The sequence below is a fragment of the Frankia sp. R43 genome, from assembly GCF_001306465.1.
GTDB classification, from domain to species: Bacteria; Actinomycetota; Actinomycetes; order Frankiales; family Frankiaceae; genus Parafrankia; species Parafrankia irregularis.
In genome coordinates, this window is record NZ_LFCW01000003.1 from 257,441 (window position 1) to 272,266 (window position 14,826).

Annotated in this window: 11 protein-coding genes; 9 read left to right on the plus strand and 2 right to left on the minus strand. The window is 71.5% G+C overall.

Features of this window, described 5'->3' with window-relative positions; genetic code table 11:
- The first annotated feature begins 39 nt into the window (after window positions 1-39).
- Window positions 40-681, plus strand: a complete 642-nt coding sequence (locus ACG83_RS14740; protein WP_054566791.1) for a DsbA family oxidoreductase — start codon at window positions 40-42, stop codon at window positions 679-681.
- Between the two features lie 15 nt (window positions 682-696).
- On the opposite strand, the gene ACG83_RS14745 is transcribed toward ACG83_RS14740, so the two are convergent.
- On the minus strand, window positions 697-1,266 hold the full coding sequence (locus ACG83_RS14745) for a hypothetical protein (protein WP_054566792.1): 570 nt from the start codon (window positions 1,264-1,266) through the stop codon (window positions 697-699).
- Window positions 1,267-1,770: 504 nt separating this feature from the next.
- Between ACG83_RS14745 and ACG83_RS14750 the strand changes: the two genes are divergently transcribed.
- From ACG83_RS14750 to ACG83_RS14760, 3 genes are read left to right on the plus strand one after another with little or no spacing between them, the layout of a single operon-like run.
- The gene (locus tag ACG83_RS14750) at window positions 1,771-2,874 is read left to right on the plus strand and encodes a hypothetical protein (protein WP_054566793.1); all 1,104 of its coding nucleotides are present in this window, start codon (window positions 1,771-1,773) and stop codon (window positions 2,872-2,874) included.
- 5 nt (window positions 2,875-2,879) lie between these two features.
- Window positions 2,880-4,481, plus strand: a complete 1,602-nt coding sequence (locus tag ACG83_RS14755) for a VWA domain-containing protein (RefSeq protein WP_054566794.1) — start codon at window positions 2,880-2,882, stop codon at window positions 4,479-4,481.
- Window positions 4,468-5,145, plus strand: a complete 678-nt coding sequence (locus ACG83_RS14760) for a hypothetical protein (protein WP_054566795.1) — start codon at window positions 4,468-4,470, stop codon at window positions 5,143-5,145. Before ACG83_RS14755 ends, ACG83_RS14760 begins: the two co-directional genes overlap by 14 nt.
- Window positions 5,146-5,183: 38 nt before the next feature.
- Here ACG83_RS14760 and ACG83_RS14765 read toward each other — a convergent pair whose 3' ends face one another.
- The gene (locus ACG83_RS14765) at window positions 5,184-6,140 is read right to left on the minus strand and encodes a GlxA family transcriptional regulator (protein ID WP_054566796.1); all 957 of its coding nucleotides are present in this window, start codon (window positions 6,138-6,140) and stop codon (window positions 5,184-5,186) included.
- A gap of 115 nt (window positions 6,141-6,255) precedes the next feature.
- Between ACG83_RS14765 and ACG83_RS14770 the strand changes: the two genes are divergently transcribed.
- From ACG83_RS14770 to ACG83_RS14790, 5 genes are all read left to right on the plus strand, one after another.
- Window positions 6,256-7,188 (plus strand): NAD-dependent epimerase/dehydratase family protein, encoded by a 933-nt coding sequence (locus tag ACG83_RS14770; RefSeq protein WP_054567236.1) that lies wholly within the window; start codon window positions 6,256-6,258, stop codon window positions 7,186-7,188.
- 129 nt (window positions 7,189-7,317) lie between these two features.
- Complete coding sequence (locus tag ACG83_RS46035; RefSeq protein ID WP_200931324.1) at window positions 7,318-8,202, plus strand: SgcJ/EcaC family oxidoreductase; 885 nt, start codon at window positions 7,318-7,320, stop codon at window positions 8,200-8,202.
- Between the two features lie 433 nt (window positions 8,203-8,635).
- Window positions 8,636-11,563 (plus strand): hypothetical protein, encoded by a 2,928-nt coding sequence (locus tag ACG83_RS45395; RefSeq protein ID WP_161934759.1) that lies wholly within the window; start codon window positions 8,636-8,638, stop codon window positions 11,561-11,563.
- The gene (locus tag ACG83_RS14785; RefSeq protein ID WP_054566798.1) at window positions 11,560-12,240 is read left to right on the plus strand and encodes a hypothetical protein; all 681 of its coding nucleotides are present in this window, start codon (window positions 11,560-11,562) and stop codon (window positions 12,238-12,240) included. The genes ACG83_RS45395 and ACG83_RS14785 overlap by 4 nt, the downstream gene beginning before the upstream one ends.
- Window positions 12,237-14,819, plus strand: coding sequence for an Hsp70 family protein (locus ACG83_RS14790; RefSeq protein WP_054566799.1), 2,583 nt, complete (start codon window positions 12,237-12,239; stop codon window positions 14,817-14,819). The genes ACG83_RS14785 and ACG83_RS14790 overlap by 4 nt, the downstream gene beginning before the upstream one ends.
- Window positions 14,820-14,826 lie beyond the last annotated feature (7 nt).

The window sequence follows — 14,826 nt, forward strand, 5'->3', positions numbered from 1 at the left end:
GGCCGGATCAGGCCGTACCGCGCCGTAAGGTGAGGAATCGTGAAGGTGGAAGTGTGGTCCGACATCGTCTGCCCGTGGTGCTACATCGGCAAGCGGCGGTTGGAGAAGGCGCTGCGCCAGTACGAGCACGCCGGTGACGTGGAGGTCATCTGGCGCAGCTTTCAGCTGGATCCGGCCCAGCCGCGTGGGGAGAACATCCCCACCTCCGAGATGCTCGCCCGCAAGTACGGCGTCACCGCGCCAGAGGTCAGGGCCATGAACGACCGGGTCAGCGCACTGGCGGCCGAGGAAGGCCTGACCTACCACCTCGACCGGGCCGTCACCGCCAGCACCTTCGACGCGCACCGCCTGCTGCACTTCGCCGCCACCCACGGCCTCGCCGCGGCGATGCAGGAACGCCTGATGGGCGCCACCCTGACGGACGGCGCGGCCGTCGACGACCCGGGCACGCTCGTTCGGCTCGCGACCGAGGCCGGCCTGCCGGCCGACGGAACCCGTGAGGTCCTCGACAGCGACGCCTATGCCGACGACGTCCGCGACGACATCCGCCAGGCCCGTGCGCTCGGCATCAGCGGTGTGCCGTTCTACGCCGTCGACCGCGCCTATGGCATCTCCGGCGCCCAGCCGGTCGAGACCATCCTCGAAACCCTGCGCGCGGCGTCATCCCCGGTCACGCCCTGACCGGACGCGGCAGGCTCAGTCCGTGAGTGTGACCGTGCACGTCCCGACGGCGACATTGAGCCATCCAACCCGGTAGGACTCCCCGTCGACGACGTCGATGGTGCCGGTTCCGGAGGCCTGGCAGAAGCCGGCGGTCGGGCAGGAGATCGTGCCTTGGACGGTGTATTCCTGTTCTCCCGTCCGGACGTTCTCCATGACGTAGCTGGGGCCCGACGGGAAAACGGTCTGCCCGCCGACGTGCACGGCCAGCCGCAGGCCGCAGCCGAAGACATCGCCCTCGTAGACAAGGCGTATCGACGCCCGTTGGCGCGTCGACGGGGTGGATGATTCCGTGGCCGGAGTTGTCGTCGTCCTCGGTGGTCTGGTCGTCGGTGGCGTGGTCGGCGATGGGGAGACCGGTGGATCGGTCGCCGGTGTCGCCGTGACCGTGGGCTGGTTGGCGACCGGCGAGACAGTAACGGGGCTGCGGCGGCCCCCGCCGAAAGCCCCCGCCGCGCCCAGGCCCCCGATCAGCGTTCCAATGGCGGTGACGACCGCGGCGGCGATGATCAGAACGCTGCCCGGGCTGCCGGAGCCTTCTGCCATGATCTCCCTCGAGACCTGAAGGGAGACTGGAGAGGTCGGAAAGTTGTTCGGCGGCTCCGTCCCCCCGACGGATTCTGCAGTTATTTAATCATCAGTCCCGGGACGACCAAAGGGTGCCGGGCGGGCCATAGCAAGTCGAAGGAGAATGCCCGCGGCGGGCTCACGGAGCTTCCTGCAGGCGTCGCCGGGCGGACCGTTGAACACGCACCTGTTCAGGCGCCTGAACGGGTGCGGCCGCGGAGGCGCTCCGACAGCTCGGCGAATGATCCGCCCCTCCGGCGGAGGTGCCGACGGGGTGATCAGGACGGAGACGCCGTCAGGGTGGCTGGCACACGACGCCAGGATGAACTCCAGGTGGAGTGTTGTCGCCGCGCAGTCGGGTTGACGATTGGCGGAGGCTTTGCGAAGCCTCTCCCGGCATCATCGGATTCGTCCTTGTGGTGGCACGGGAGCGCGAGGCTGGAATCCCGTGCGAGCGTGCGTGGCACGGCTGGGGGAGACGACATGAACGGGGCGCGCCGGGCCGTGGGCCTGGTGCTCGCGGCGGTGCTGTTGGTGGGGGTGGTGGCTGCGGTCGTCGTCTCCCGCCGGGGGTCGGGCGCGGGGGACGGCAGTGGCGATCTGACCGTGCTCAGGGGGATCGCCGGATCCGAGAAGAAGCCCTTCTTCGACGACCCGGCCGTTGCGAAGGCGCTCGCCGAGGCCGGCTACCGCGTCGAGGTCGACTACGCGGGTTCCCGCGACATCGTGGCCGAGGTGAAGAAGGACCCGAAGGCCTACGACTTCGCCTTCCCGTCCGGGGCACCGCAGGGCGACCGGATCGCCCAGGACACCCGCGGCCGCAGCTACGTGCCGTTCTTCAGCCCGATGGCGATCGGGACCTTCCGGGACCTCGCCGATCTGCTGGTCGCCAACAATCTCGCGAAGAAAATCAGCGATCGCTATTACCAGCTCGACATGGCCAAGTATCTGGACCTGGTGGAGCAGAACCGCCGATGGTCGCAGCTGGACCGGAACACGGTGTTCTCGACCGACAAGTCGGTGCTCATCTCCTCCACCGATCTGCGCACCTCGAACTCCGCCGCTATGTACCTCGCGCTCCTGTCGTACGTGGCGAACAAGAACGACATCGTCGCCGATCCGACCACCGCCGAGACGATCGCCGGGCAGTTGGCCCCTGCCTTCACCAAGCAGGGTTACACCGAAAGCTCCAGCGAGGGGCCGTTCGAGGACTACCTGCGCGGCGGCATGGGCGCCCGGCCAATGGTGATGATCTACGAGGCGCAGTTCCTGGCGGCACAGGCGGCGAAGACGACGACACCCGACATGGTGCTGATGTACCCGTCGCCGACGGCCTACTCGAAGCACACCCTGGTCGGGCTCAGCGCCGGCGGCCAGGCCCTCGGGGAGCTCCTGACCGGGAACGCCACCCTGCTGAAACTGGCCGCCCACCACGGCTTCCGTACCGACGACCGGTCCTACGTCAGCGACTTCGCCCGGGAGAACGGGATCCCGGAGCCGCCGGAACTGGTGGACGTCGTCGACCCGCCTACCTATGAGCTCATGGAGAAAATGATCACCGACATCGCCGGGCCGGCGGGGAGCTGAGGCCGATGAGCATCCGTGCCCGGCTGGGGGCCCTCGTGCTGGCCCTGACGGCCGCCGCCACGCTGCCCGCCTGCTCCGGCGGGGAGCCGCCGCTGGCCGACGGGGCCGGCCCGAAGACCACGCTGACCGTCCTGGCCGGGTCCGAGCTGAAGGACATCGAGCCGCTGCTCGCCGACCTGCGTCACGACACCGGCGTCAAGCTGGACGTCACCTACACCGGGACGCTGGACGGAGCCGACCGGATCGCCCGGCGCCAGGCCGGTACGGATCTGGCCTGGTTCTCCTCGGACCGCTACCTGCGGCTGCTGCCGGGCGGCGCGGACGCGGCCGTCACCAGCACCTCGATCATGCGCTCGCCGGTGGTCCTCGGTGTCCGCCAGTCGGTGGCCCGCAAGCTCGGCTGGTCCGGCAACCCGAACGTGACCTGGAAGGACGTCGCGGCCGCGGCCCGGGCCGGGAACCTGCGCTACGGCATGACCAACCCGGCGTCGTCCAACTCCGGGTTCTCGGCCCTGGTCGGGGTGGCGGCGGCCCTGGCCGGCACGGCCGATGCCCTGACCTCGGCCGACATCAGGCCGGCGGAGCTGACCGACTTCTTCTCCGGGCAGAAGCTGACCGCGGGCAGCTCCGGCTATCTGAACGACGCCTACGTGGACAGGCAGGACAGCCTGGACGCGATGATCAACTACGAGTCGGTGCTGCTGTCTCTGAACGCCTCGAACCGGCTGCGGGAACCGTTGGAACTGATCTTCCCGAAGGACGGGATCATCACCGCCGACTACCCGCTGCTGCTGCTCGACCCGGCCAGACGGGAGGCGTACCAGCGGGTCGTCGACTGGCTGCGCAGCCCGGCCACGCAGCAGCGGCTGCAGGAGCAGACCAGCCGCCGGCCGGCGACCCCCACGGTGCCGCTGGACACCCGGTTCACCGCCGGGGACACCCACGTCGAGCTGCCCTTCCCGGGCACGGCGGCCGTCGCCGACGAGCTGATCCTGGCCTACCTCAACCACTTCCGCGCCCCCACCCACGCGATCTTCGTGCTGGACCTGTCCGGCTCGATGGAGGGCGACCGCATCTCCGACCTGCGGTCGGCCCTGATCGGGCTGACCGGCGCGGACTCCTCGCTGGCCGCGCGATTCACCAGCTTCCGGGCCCGGGAGAAGATCACCCTCGTGCCGTTCGACAGCGGCGTCAACCAGATCAGGGACTTCGCCGTCACCGATCCCTCGCCGGACTCGCCTGAGCTGAAGAAGCTCCGCCGGGCAGTCGACGGGTTCAACGCCGGCGGCGACACCGCGATCTACTCGGCCCTGCGCGCCGCCTACGACCGGGCCGCCGCCGACCTGGCCCGAGACGGGTCGTACTACACCTCTGTGGTCCTGCTGACCGACGGCGAGAACACGGCCGGCGCCTCCGCCGACGACTTCCTGGAGCACTACCGTTCGCTGTCGCCGGCCGCCCGGGCGGTGCCGACGTTCACCGTGCTGTTCGGCGACGCCGACCCGGACGCACTGCGGCAGATCGCCGACGTGACCGGGGGAACGGTCTTCGACGCCGGTTCGACGTCGCTGCCGGACGTGTTCAAGGAGATCCGTGGCTACCAGTAGGCGACGCGGCCGCCCCGCCCGGCCGAGCCGCTCGGCGTCCGAACGAGCCCTGGACTACGCCGGCTCGGCCAAGAACCTCGCCGGCTGCGTGGCCGCGGCCGGCGGGCTCGGCCTGTTTTTCGGCGGTGTCGTCGGCATGCCGGAGTGGCCGTTCGTGGTGGCCGCCCTGTACGCGATCGGAGCGCTGGTCGCACCCCCACCCAGGCGCCAGACGGGCGCTCTGCCACCGCCGCGCGACCCGCAGACGCTCCGGGCCGACCTGACCGCCCACGACCGGCGCTTTCTCGGCCAGCTGCCGCCGGACGTCGAGACGGCCTACCGGAAGGTCACCCAGGACCTGCGGGACCTGCTCGACCGCCCGGCGTTGCTGCAGACCGGGTCCCCGGACACGTTCGTGGTCGAGCGGATGGTGGTCGACTACCTGCCGACCTCGGTCGAGGCCTACCTGGAGCTGCCCCGGGCGTTCGCCGACAGCCATCTGGTCGACGGCCGGCTCACCGCCAGGGAGCTGCTGCTCGAGCAGCTCACGCTGCTGGCCACCGCCGCCGAGGACGTCACGACGTCGGCCGCCCGGGACGCGTCCCAACGGCTGGCCGTCCAGAGCCGGTTCCTGGCCGAACGCTTCGGCCCGACCTCGGGCGACCTGAACCTCGGCGACCGCTGACCGGCGGAGCGGGTCAGGTCAGGTCAGGTCGGGTCAGGTCAGCTCGGGGCCGGTCCGATACGGGTGAACGTGCTGCGGTAGGCGCTGGGGGTGAGCCCGTTGCGGCGCAGGAGGTGCAGGCGCAGCGACTCGGGGGTTCCCAGGCCGCTTTGCCGGGCGACGGCGGCGATCGGCAGATCCGTCGCCTCGAGGAGTTCACGAGCCCGGTCGATCCGCTGGTGCAGCAACCACTGCAACGGACTCAGACCGGTCTCCTCCCGGAACCGGCGGGTGAGCGTACGGGTACTGGTGTGGGCGTGGGCGGCGAGGCGGCTGAGGGTGAGCGGCTCGGCGAGGCGTTCCGATGCCCAGGCGCGGGTCTCGGCCAGTGAGGTGCCGTTCTCCGGCGGCAGCGGCGTTTCGATGAACTGGGCCTGGCCGCCGGGACGGATCGGCGCGACGACCGCGGCTCGGGCGACGGCGTTGGCGACCGCCGCCCCGTAGTCCCGCCGGATCAGGTGAATGCACAGGTCGAGGCCGGCGGCCAGACCGGCGGACGTCAGGATCGCCCCGTCGTCGACGTACAGGACGTCCGGCCGCAGGTCCACGGCTGGGAAGCGGCGGCGCATCTCGTCGGAGTACTGCCAGTACGTGGTGGCCGGGCGACCGTCGAGCAGCCCGGCCTGGGCCAGCACGAAGGCACCCGTGCAGATCGAGGCGAGGCGACGGCCGCCGCCCGCGGCCCGCCGTAGCGCGTCCAGGACCCGCTCGCCGGCGTACGCGCGGGCTCCGGTGCCCGTGACGATCACGGTGTCGGCGCTGTCGATCACGTCGAGGCCGTGCTCCACCACGACACTGGGCCCGGTGTACGCAGGCACGATCCCGGGCTCGGCCGTGCAGATCACGACCTCATAGCCCGGCTGACCGTCGACGGTCGCGGCCGGGAACACCGCCGTCGGGATGGAGAGATCAAGAGTGGTGACCGGCGGGACGGCGACGACGACGATCCGAAGCATGGCCTGATCCTTGGGCTACGTGGCATTCAGGCCACTACCGTACGTTTCCGGCGGGCAGCAAGGTGGGACGGCACCCGCGAACCCGCGCGGGCCCGCCGAGTGGAAGACGAAAATGATGCCGCTGCATGTGATCACCGGTGCCGGTGGCACCGGAGCCCCCACCGCCGAACTGCTGGCCCGGCGGGGCGAACGCGTCCGGCTGGTCAGCCGGCGCGGGGGCGGGCCCGAGCACCCACTGATCGAGCGGATCGCCGCCGACGCGACCGACGCCGACGCGCTGAGCCGCCTCGCCGAGGGCGCGACGACACTGATCAACACCGCGGTGCCACCGTACGACCGGTGGCCGGAGGAGTTCCCACCGCTGGCGACGGCGTTGCTGGACGTGGCCGAACGCACCGGCGCCGGTTACGTGATGATGGGCAACACCTACGGCTACGGCATCGTCAGCGGTCGCTTCACCGAAGACCTGCCGATGGCGCCGGTATCGGTCAAAGGCCGGGTACGGGCCCGGATGTGGACCGAGGCGCTCGAAGCGCATCGGGCGGGTCGAGTCCGCGTGACCGAGGTCCGGGCCAGTGCGTTCCTCGGCGCGGGGGCCGGTTCGCTGTACAACTTCATGGTGGCGCCCCTTGTCCTGCGCGGCGAGCCGGCAGCCTTCCCCGGCGACCTGGACACCCCGAAAACCTGGTCCTACGTCGGGGACGTCGCACGAACCCTGGCCGCGGTGGCCCTGGCCGGTGACGACCGCCCGTGGGGACGGGCCTGGCACGTGCCCTCCACCGCGGCCCTGTCCGTACGGGAGCTGACCACGCAGCTCACGACCGCCGCCGGGGGACCTGCACCTGCGCTGACGGCGATCTCCACCGATCAGCTTGCCGCGATCGGAGCCGCGGATCCGATCATGCGGGAGGTGATCGAGATGATGTACTCCCTGGATCGGCCCGATCTGCTCGACTCCGCGCTCACCGAGCGGACGTTCGGCCTCGCCCCGACCCCCCTCGAGACCGTCCTGGCCGAAACCGTCACCGCCTACGGCACCGGTACCTGACTGAGCCTCTGCCGGAGGCATGTCGTGGTTGACGGCCACGAGAGCCTCAGGCACACCGCGTCCCTCGCGGCACGCCCGCCACGGTCACCCCTTGACCTCAAGTGAACTTGATGTCGTCGACTTCAGGTCATGACACCTACCATCGCCCCGCCCAAGTCGCCCACCTCCGATGTACAGGAACTCGTGGCACGTGTCGCCGAGCTCGAACGCGCACAGCGAGCCGAGGACGTCGAGGCCACGCTCGCTCTCTTCGACGAGAACGCGGTCTGGGTGACCGGTGGCGGCGTCCGCCTGATCGGGTACGACGCCATTGCCGCCTTCACCCGCCAGGTTCTCCCCGGTGCTTTCGCGGGTGACCTGTCGGTGCGTTACGACGTCGAGCACCTCAGTTTCATCACGCCAGATGTCGTGCTTACCGGTGTCAATCAGGAATACCTCACGGCCGACGGTCGGCCGCTGTCGCCACCGCAGGTGGGACGCCCGAGCTATGTCTGGCGTCGCCGCGACGGCCAATGGTTTATCACCGTCGGCCAGAACACCACAGCGCCCGCCAGTACCACCGATGCCGAGGGTGCCCGGTCTCCCGACGAGGTGGAATCCACGCATGCCGATCAGGACCAGGCCGCTGTCCGGAGCATCCTGGCTGATATCGAGCATGGCTTCAACGTCAACGACCCCGAGCTGATGATGCGCCATATCGCGTCCGACGCGCTCGTCGCGAACGCCCTCGGCACCGTCCTGCGAGGGCGTGACGAGATCGATTCGGCAACCCGTGCGGGCCTCGCCCGCGGCGGCGCGCTCCACGCGGCGACCGCGCACTACAGACTCACCGACGTCACCCTGCTCTCCGCGGACATCGCGGTGGCTCACAAGAACGCCTGGGCGACGCCTTCCGCGGCCGACGCCGGAGAGCCACCGGAGATGAACGCGCTGTATGTCCTTGAGCGACGAGACGGGCGGTGGTGGATCATCCGCCGCCAGAACACCCTGGTGCAGCCCGCCGCGGTGACCTGACCGTTTCCGGTAGGCGCGTAGCAAACGCGAGCCCCGGTTCATCGCCCCTCTCACGGGTCGAGCGGAACCCGCGAGAGGGGCGCAGTTCAGCGGAGCAGTGTCTGTTCGAGCCCGTGTCCGCAGGTTGCCGGCCGGCGATGTCGATGAGCGACGCCTCGTGGCAGCCACAGAGATGGCATCGGGGGACCAGCCGCCTGTTCGGCCTTTCCTCGAAGGCCGACGATGGTTCTTCTCGCACCCGTGAGCTGCACGTCGAATTCACCCTCCTCCTCGGTGTCGGCTGGCCGACAGCGGAAGTCCGTTTCTTGACGTATCAACTCCTCGAGATCGCCGCAGGGCCGTCATTTCAACCTCGGAACCATTCATCTGTCCCGGCGCTGCATCGGCGGTCCAGCTACTGACACGTGCCAGAAATACCTGGGGGTGGCGCGGGGTGCACGGAGAAAACCAGAAATCTGGCGGTGGGCCGCCCGCCGACGGAAAGCTCGCGGGCGACTGGCTGAGAATGGTCGCCGTCGACCTGGCGGCGGGGCTCACCGCATCGGCCCGGTCGGGCCTGCCTTCCTCGGCCAGGATCGCGGCGTCCGGCGATGCCGAAGTGCTCCTGGGGCTCCTGCGTAGGTGGACGGCCGCACCGGACCGCGAGGCCTTCGAGCGCATCTGGCGAAAGCTGAGCGCGCGCTTCAACCACGTGGGGTTCGACCTGCGCGTCTGGCTTGTGATGGCGTTGGCCAAACCAGATGGGGGAGCGCCCGCGCGGCTGTTCCGCTTCCTTGCCGCTCGCAGGCTGCGCGCCGACCTCGTCGCGCTGGCCACCGCCGACGGCGCGGTCACCGGTGCCGGCTGGGAGCTGCTCGCCGTGCTCGACCCGCCGCCGTTCGGCATTCGCATCCGCACCGCTGACCGGTGGACCGTGCTGGGGGACCTGGTCAGGAAAGGCGGCGACCTCGACCGGGCGACATCCTGCTACCGGCGGGGCGTCGAGGCAGGCAGCCTGACGTCGTCGAGGCGGCTGGCCCGATCGGCGGAGGCGGACGCGGCACCGCCCGACGGCGACAGCCCGAGCCCGGCGAAGTGCGTAGACGGCATAGAAGACGGCGTGGACGGCATAGACGGCGTGGACGACGCGGTAGACGCCGAACAGGAGCTGTACCGCGAACTCGACAGCTTCCTCGGGCAGCCGGCCAGCACGGCCGGAACGCTGCTGCGCTGGTTCGCCTCGGCTGGCCGGGCGGCCGCGGCCACGCCGCAGGGGCGGTTCTGGCAGGGCGTCGCGCGACTTTGTGCCGGTGAGCCGGAGGCCACCATCGAGGCACTGCGGAGCTGCGCCTCCGTGGAGGAACCGGCGCGAGGCTCGGCCGAGCGGGTTGTGCACCGCGCCGCGCGGCTGCTCCTCGCGGTGCTGACCGGCGATGATGCGGCGCTGGCCGACCTGATCCGGGCCGTGGTGGGCGAGGACGGCCACGACTGGGCTGAGCGCTGCGTCGTCCGGCCGGCGCTTGTGGTCACCCTGGCGACCCGCGGTGATCCTGCGCTGGCCGACCAGCTGGTCAGGCAGCTCGCCGGCCGGCCGGAGCATCTGGAGCCGGCCAGGGCGGCGATCATGGACGTCCTGAGCGGCGAGGCGTACCGGATTCTGGGTGACGCGGCGGAGGCGCTGCGGGCCGGGCGATGGGACGACGCGCTGCTCCTGGTGGGCAGCGATGCGGTCACGTCGCCCTATGTCGTCGGGGGCCCGTCGGGGCTGCTCGCCCGCCGCATCGCCGACGCGGTCAGGAACCGGTCGGCCTACCTCGCACTGACCGTCGACGGGCAGCTCCAGCCCTGGACGGAACAGGCACAGCGCCACTGGGAGCAGGGCGCTGGCGCAGGAGACCATCACCACCTGGCCGTCGCGCACCATGCCCGGGCCTACGACCTCGAGGCCGCGGGGGACCCGGCGGCTTTCGACCACTGGCAGGCGGCGCTGCGGTTCTGGGGCGAGGTCCTCGGCGACGACCCGTTCTGGGACGCGCTCGGGCAGCGGCTGGCGGCGGCGACCGGCGCGGACGGCGCCGGCGCCGTGGCGGGCCCGGTGGCCACCGCCCGGGAGGTGCTCGCCCACAACCTGCTCGGCCCGCACGTGACCCTGGCCGCGCGGCTGGTCACCGGCCAGTCTCCGCAGCCCGACGCGGCCCGCCGGCACGTCGCGCTGATCATCGGATCCGGGCTGCCGTCGGGAGCTGTCGATGCGGCCCGGGCGCGGCTGGTACGCGACGTCGTCGCCCGTGCCCTCGCACTCGAGGAGGCCGAGTCGCCGGCGCTCGTCCTCGACGAGGCCGCGCCGTGGTTCGTGGCCGACCCGACCAACGCCCATCTGTGCGGCGCGCTGCTCACCGCCTGCCGCAGATGGTTCGAGAACGAGGGGCGCCGGAAGGGCGGCTGGGCAAGGATCTCGCCGGTACTCGAACGGGCGGAGGAACTGGCTGCCCCGCTGCTCGCGGCACTGTCCGCCGACGTCGCCGCGCCGGACGGGGACGCCCGTGGCCCGGCACACGCGCGGCTGGACTTCGAACTGGCCCGGCTGCAGGCCTGGGCCGGGCTGTCGGTGCTGCAGGACGCCTCGACCTGGTCGGCGTACACGGCCCGGAACCATCTGTTGAGCCTGGCCACCGAGCACCTCCGCAAAGCTCTGGAGCTGGATCCGGAACTGACCCGGAGCGGTTATCCCTACGACCAGGTCGAACCGCTGCTGAGCCATCTCGGCTGGCGGTTCCCAGCCTCCCCGGGCGCCGCCACCGCCAGGCGGCGGGCCCGGGCGGCCCGCGCGTCCGCGGCTGGCGGTGCGTCGGCGGCTGGCGGTGCGTCGGCGGCTGGCGGTGCGGCTTCGGCGGCTGGCGGCCCGTCCGCGGACAACCCCTGGGAATGGGCAGACCTGCGCAACCCCTACCGGGCGACCGCGTTCCAGGTTCTCGACCTGCCGTCGGAGGTCACGGACCGGGCGGAGATCCGGCTGCGGATCCGCCGGCGCCGGGCACGCATCGAGCGTGGCGCCGAGCGCTACCCGCTGTTCGGCCGGGTGGTGAGCGTCGCGGAGATCAACACCGCCGGGGAGGAGATCTCCGGCGTCGCCGGAAGGCTGTGGGCCGAACTGCTCACCCATGATCCGGCCCAGGAAGAGGCCATCGTGAACGACCTGACAGCGCGCCACCGAGCGCTGCCCGTGCCATCGGGCCGGGCCCACGGGGCGGATGACATCACTGTCACAGCCGACGATCTGCACCTTCTCGCGCTGCGCACCCTGCTGACCGCCACCATGGCCACCGGGGACGAGCTCTGGCCGGACGGGCTGTCGGACTCGGACGAGGACGGGCCGCGGTGAGACGCGGGCGCGTCACGCGCGCCGCGGCCATCCAGCGCCAACGACCGCGCTGGGCACGGGCCGTCCCGCGTTCGATGGACATCGACGAACGTGAGCGGCCGACGGCGGCCGCCGCACCGGCGGACTCGGTCCGCACCGTCGTCTACCAGCTCCTCGCGGCTCAGGGCAGCACCCGCCGGGAGGAACGCGAGCGGGCTCGGCGCCTCATGGATGTCCACCGTGCCCGCCATCGCGTGCTCGCGGTCGAGACCGCCAACGCGCTGCACGAACTGCGCGGCTTCCTCGCCGCTCAGGAACCGATGTTGCGGGCGGGCGGCCTGGCAGCCGAGCTCGATCTGCTCGCCGCCCTCGCCCGCCGGTTCGAACGTGCATTCGACCTGGCGGAGACGACGGTCGTCGACCCCACCGGTGTGGGCTACCCGGAGCTCGAACGCGGGCGCCTCGTCGACGTCACCTACGCCCCGTCAGGTGCGGACCCCGCCGGTCTGGTGGCCGTCCGCGCGCTGCGCCCCGCGGTGCTGCTGGCGGGTGGCGAGATCGCCCAACGAGCCCAGGTCCAGCTCGGCGCGGCGGCTGAACCGGCGGCGGAGCCCGCGGCGGAACCGGCGACATCCACGGGCGCCCGCACAGCCTCCGAGACAGAGACGACCCTGCGGAACAGGAAGGCGAAGCCATGAGCGTCGTCGTCGGGATCGACCTGGGAACCACGAACAGCGCCGTCGCGATCCCCGCGGACACCGCGGTCGCCAACCTCGACGCGCTGATCGAGCAGCGGCGCCTGCGCAGGGTCGGCGACGTCCTGGTGATCACCAACCCGGACCGCTCGCCGACCACGCCCTCGGTCGTCTGGGTCGACGAGGACGGCACCGTCCTCGTCGGCATGCGGGCGAAGGCGAAGGCCCGCACCTCCAGGCGGCCCCCGGCGATGTTCTTCAAGCGCAGCATGGGCACGGATTCGCCGATCGCGGCCGGGTACGCCACGCTCACGCCGGTGGAGGCGTCCGCGCACGTGCTGCGCCACCTCAAGGCACTCGCCGAGGACGTCCTCGGTGTGCCGGTGGAACGGGCGGTGGTCACCGTGCCGGCGTTCTTCGAGACCCAGGCGAAGATCGACACCACCGAGGCGGGCCGCCTCGCCGGCCTCGAGGTCGTCGAGACGCTCGTCGAGCCGGTCGCCGCGGCGATGGCCTACGCCCGGGAGAACCGTTCCAGCCTGGTCGAGCCCCGCACGTTCCTCGTCTACGACCTCGGCGGCGGCACCTTCGACACCTCCGTGCTGCGCTGGGACCCTGCGGAGGGCTTCGAGACCCTCGCCTTCGACGGCGACCGCTACCTCGGCGGCTACGACTTCGACCGCCGGATCGTGAGCTGGATGCGCGACGAGCTGCCCGAGTACGACCTGTCCACCGACCCGGACGACCCGGCGAGCCTCGCCGCCTACACCAGCCTGCTGGCGCTCGCGGAGGAGGCCAAGCAGGAGCTCTCCCGCACCGGGTACGCCGAGATCGTCAGCCAGCACGTGACGGACCGGCGCGGCGAGCTGATGAACCTCAACCTCGGGCTGGAGCGCGGCACCTTCGAAGCGATGATCGACGCGAAGCTGCGCCAGACGCTCGTCAGCTGCGACCGCTCGCTCGCGGGTGCCCGTGAGCGGGTCGCTCGCGCCGGCGGCACCCTCGCGGCCCTCGACGACGTCGTGCTCGTCGGCGGCTCGGCGCGTATCCCGCGAGTCGCGGAGCTGCTGGCCGAGCATCTCGGACGTCCACCCCGGCTGCTGCATCCCGACCTGGCCGTGGCCATCGGCGCGGCGCTCAGGGCCGCCGCCGTGCCCCGGCGCGGCGGCATCCTCGAGCTGGACCCGCCGGACGCCAGCTTCTCCCCGACCGATGTGACCGGCCGGATCCGGGCCGGCGGGCCGGTCGGCGACCTCGCTGGCGGGCCGGTCGGCGGCCCCGCCGGGCTCACCGTGCTGCTGCTCTCGGACGACGCCACGTTCCAGCTGCGCACGACCAGCGGGCCCGACGGTGACTTCGTCTTCGAGGACGTCCCGCTGCGCCCGGGCGACAACGGGTTCACCATCGCGGTGCTCGACGGCGGCGGCGCCGACATCGGCTCGCAGCGCCTGGTGATCCGCTACGACGAAGGCCAGATGACGCTGGACGACACCCCACCCGGGGACGTGCTGGCGCACGACTTCTCGATCCAGCTCAGCGGCGGCCTGCACCCGGTGGCCCTCAGCGGCGCCACCCTGCCCTACCGGGCCTCGCTGCGGCTCGAGACCGCGAGCCAGGGCACGGCGCTGCGGGTACAGCTGTTCGAGGGGCGGGTGCCGATCGGGGAGATCCTCGTCGACGACCTCCCCGCGAAGCTCCCGGTCGGGACGCCCGTCGAGGTGATCCTCGAGTTCCAGGCCGGGTGGACGATCCGGGCCGAGGCGTCGGTGCCCTCCGTCCAGTCCCGCGTCGCGGCCCTGATCGACATCCCGCGCCGGGAGGTCCCGGACTGGTCGCGGCTGCGGATGGATTTCGAGGACGTCCGCACCCGATGGAACAGCACGCGCAGCGAACTCGCCCAGGCCGACGCGAACCGGGCGGGAACCGAGATCGACGACCTGCTCTACGACGTCGCGGCGCTGCTCGACGAGGCCCAGGACCAGGCCCAGACCCATCACCGGCTGCTGGAGGCAGGCACACTGGTCTCCACCGCGGCCTTCGGCACGGACAAGCCGCATCTGCGGCCGCGGCTCGCCGATTTCGAACGCGACCTCGCGCTGGCCGGCAGGCAGATCGCGCGCGTCGACAACCCGACGACGGCCCAGGAGTTCCGCGCCGCGGTCGCCAAGCTCGAAGTCGAGGGCCGGGTGGCCTACGAGCAGGACCAGGCGATGGCCTGGGCCTTTGCCAACGACGCACTCGACCAGCGCATCGGGGCACTGCACCGGCTGACCGGGTATCCGGAGCTGACGGTGGAGCAGATCCTGGACGCGCTGCAGCTGGAGTTCCTGAAGGTGGGGCACCTGCTGGACGTCCTGCCGGCCACGGCCCCGGCCGCCGAGGCCGCCCGGTTGCGTGACCAGCTGACGAAGGCCAGCCAGCGGGCGCTCGCGGTGGCCCTGCACCGGCCGGACGCGGCGAGCCAGCTCCTGCAGATCTACGAGGACACCGTGCGCCCGCTGCAGGCCGCGATCCGCAAGCTCGGTATGCCGGTGCCAGAGGGCACGATCTTCCTCAACCTGCGCGGCGGGCGCACCCCGTGACGGCGGA

Bases quoted from the DNA above. Each gene is read 5' to 3' on its own strand.
- ACG83_RS14745 (WP_054566792.1), bottom strand. From the start codon at position 1,266: ATGGCAGAAGGCTCCGGCAGCCCGGGCAGCGTTCTGATCATCGCCGCC.
- ACG83_RS14750 (WP_054566793.1), top strand. From the start codon at position 1,771: ATGAACGGGGCGCGCCGGGCCGTGGGCCTGGTGCTCGCGGCGGTGCTG.
- ACG83_RS14755 (WP_054566794.1), top strand. From the start codon at position 2,880: ATGAGCATCCGTGCCCGGCTGGGGGCCCTCGTGCTGGCCCTGACGGCC.
- ACG83_RS14765 (WP_054566796.1), bottom strand. From the start codon at position 6,140: ATGCTTCGGATCGTCGTCGTCGCCGTCCCGCCGGTCACCACTCTTGAT.
- ACG83_RS14770 (WP_054567236.1), top strand. From the start codon at position 6,256: ATGCCGCTGCATGTGATCACCGGTGCCGGTGGCACCGGAGCCCCCACC.
- ACG83_RS46035 (WP_200931324.1), top strand. From the start codon at position 7,318: ATGACACCTACCATCGCCCCGCCCAAGTCGCCCACCTCCGATGTACAG.
- ACG83_RS14790 (WP_054566799.1), top strand. From the start codon at position 12,237: ATGAGCGTCGTCGTCGGGATCGACCTGGGAACCACGAACAGCGCCGTC.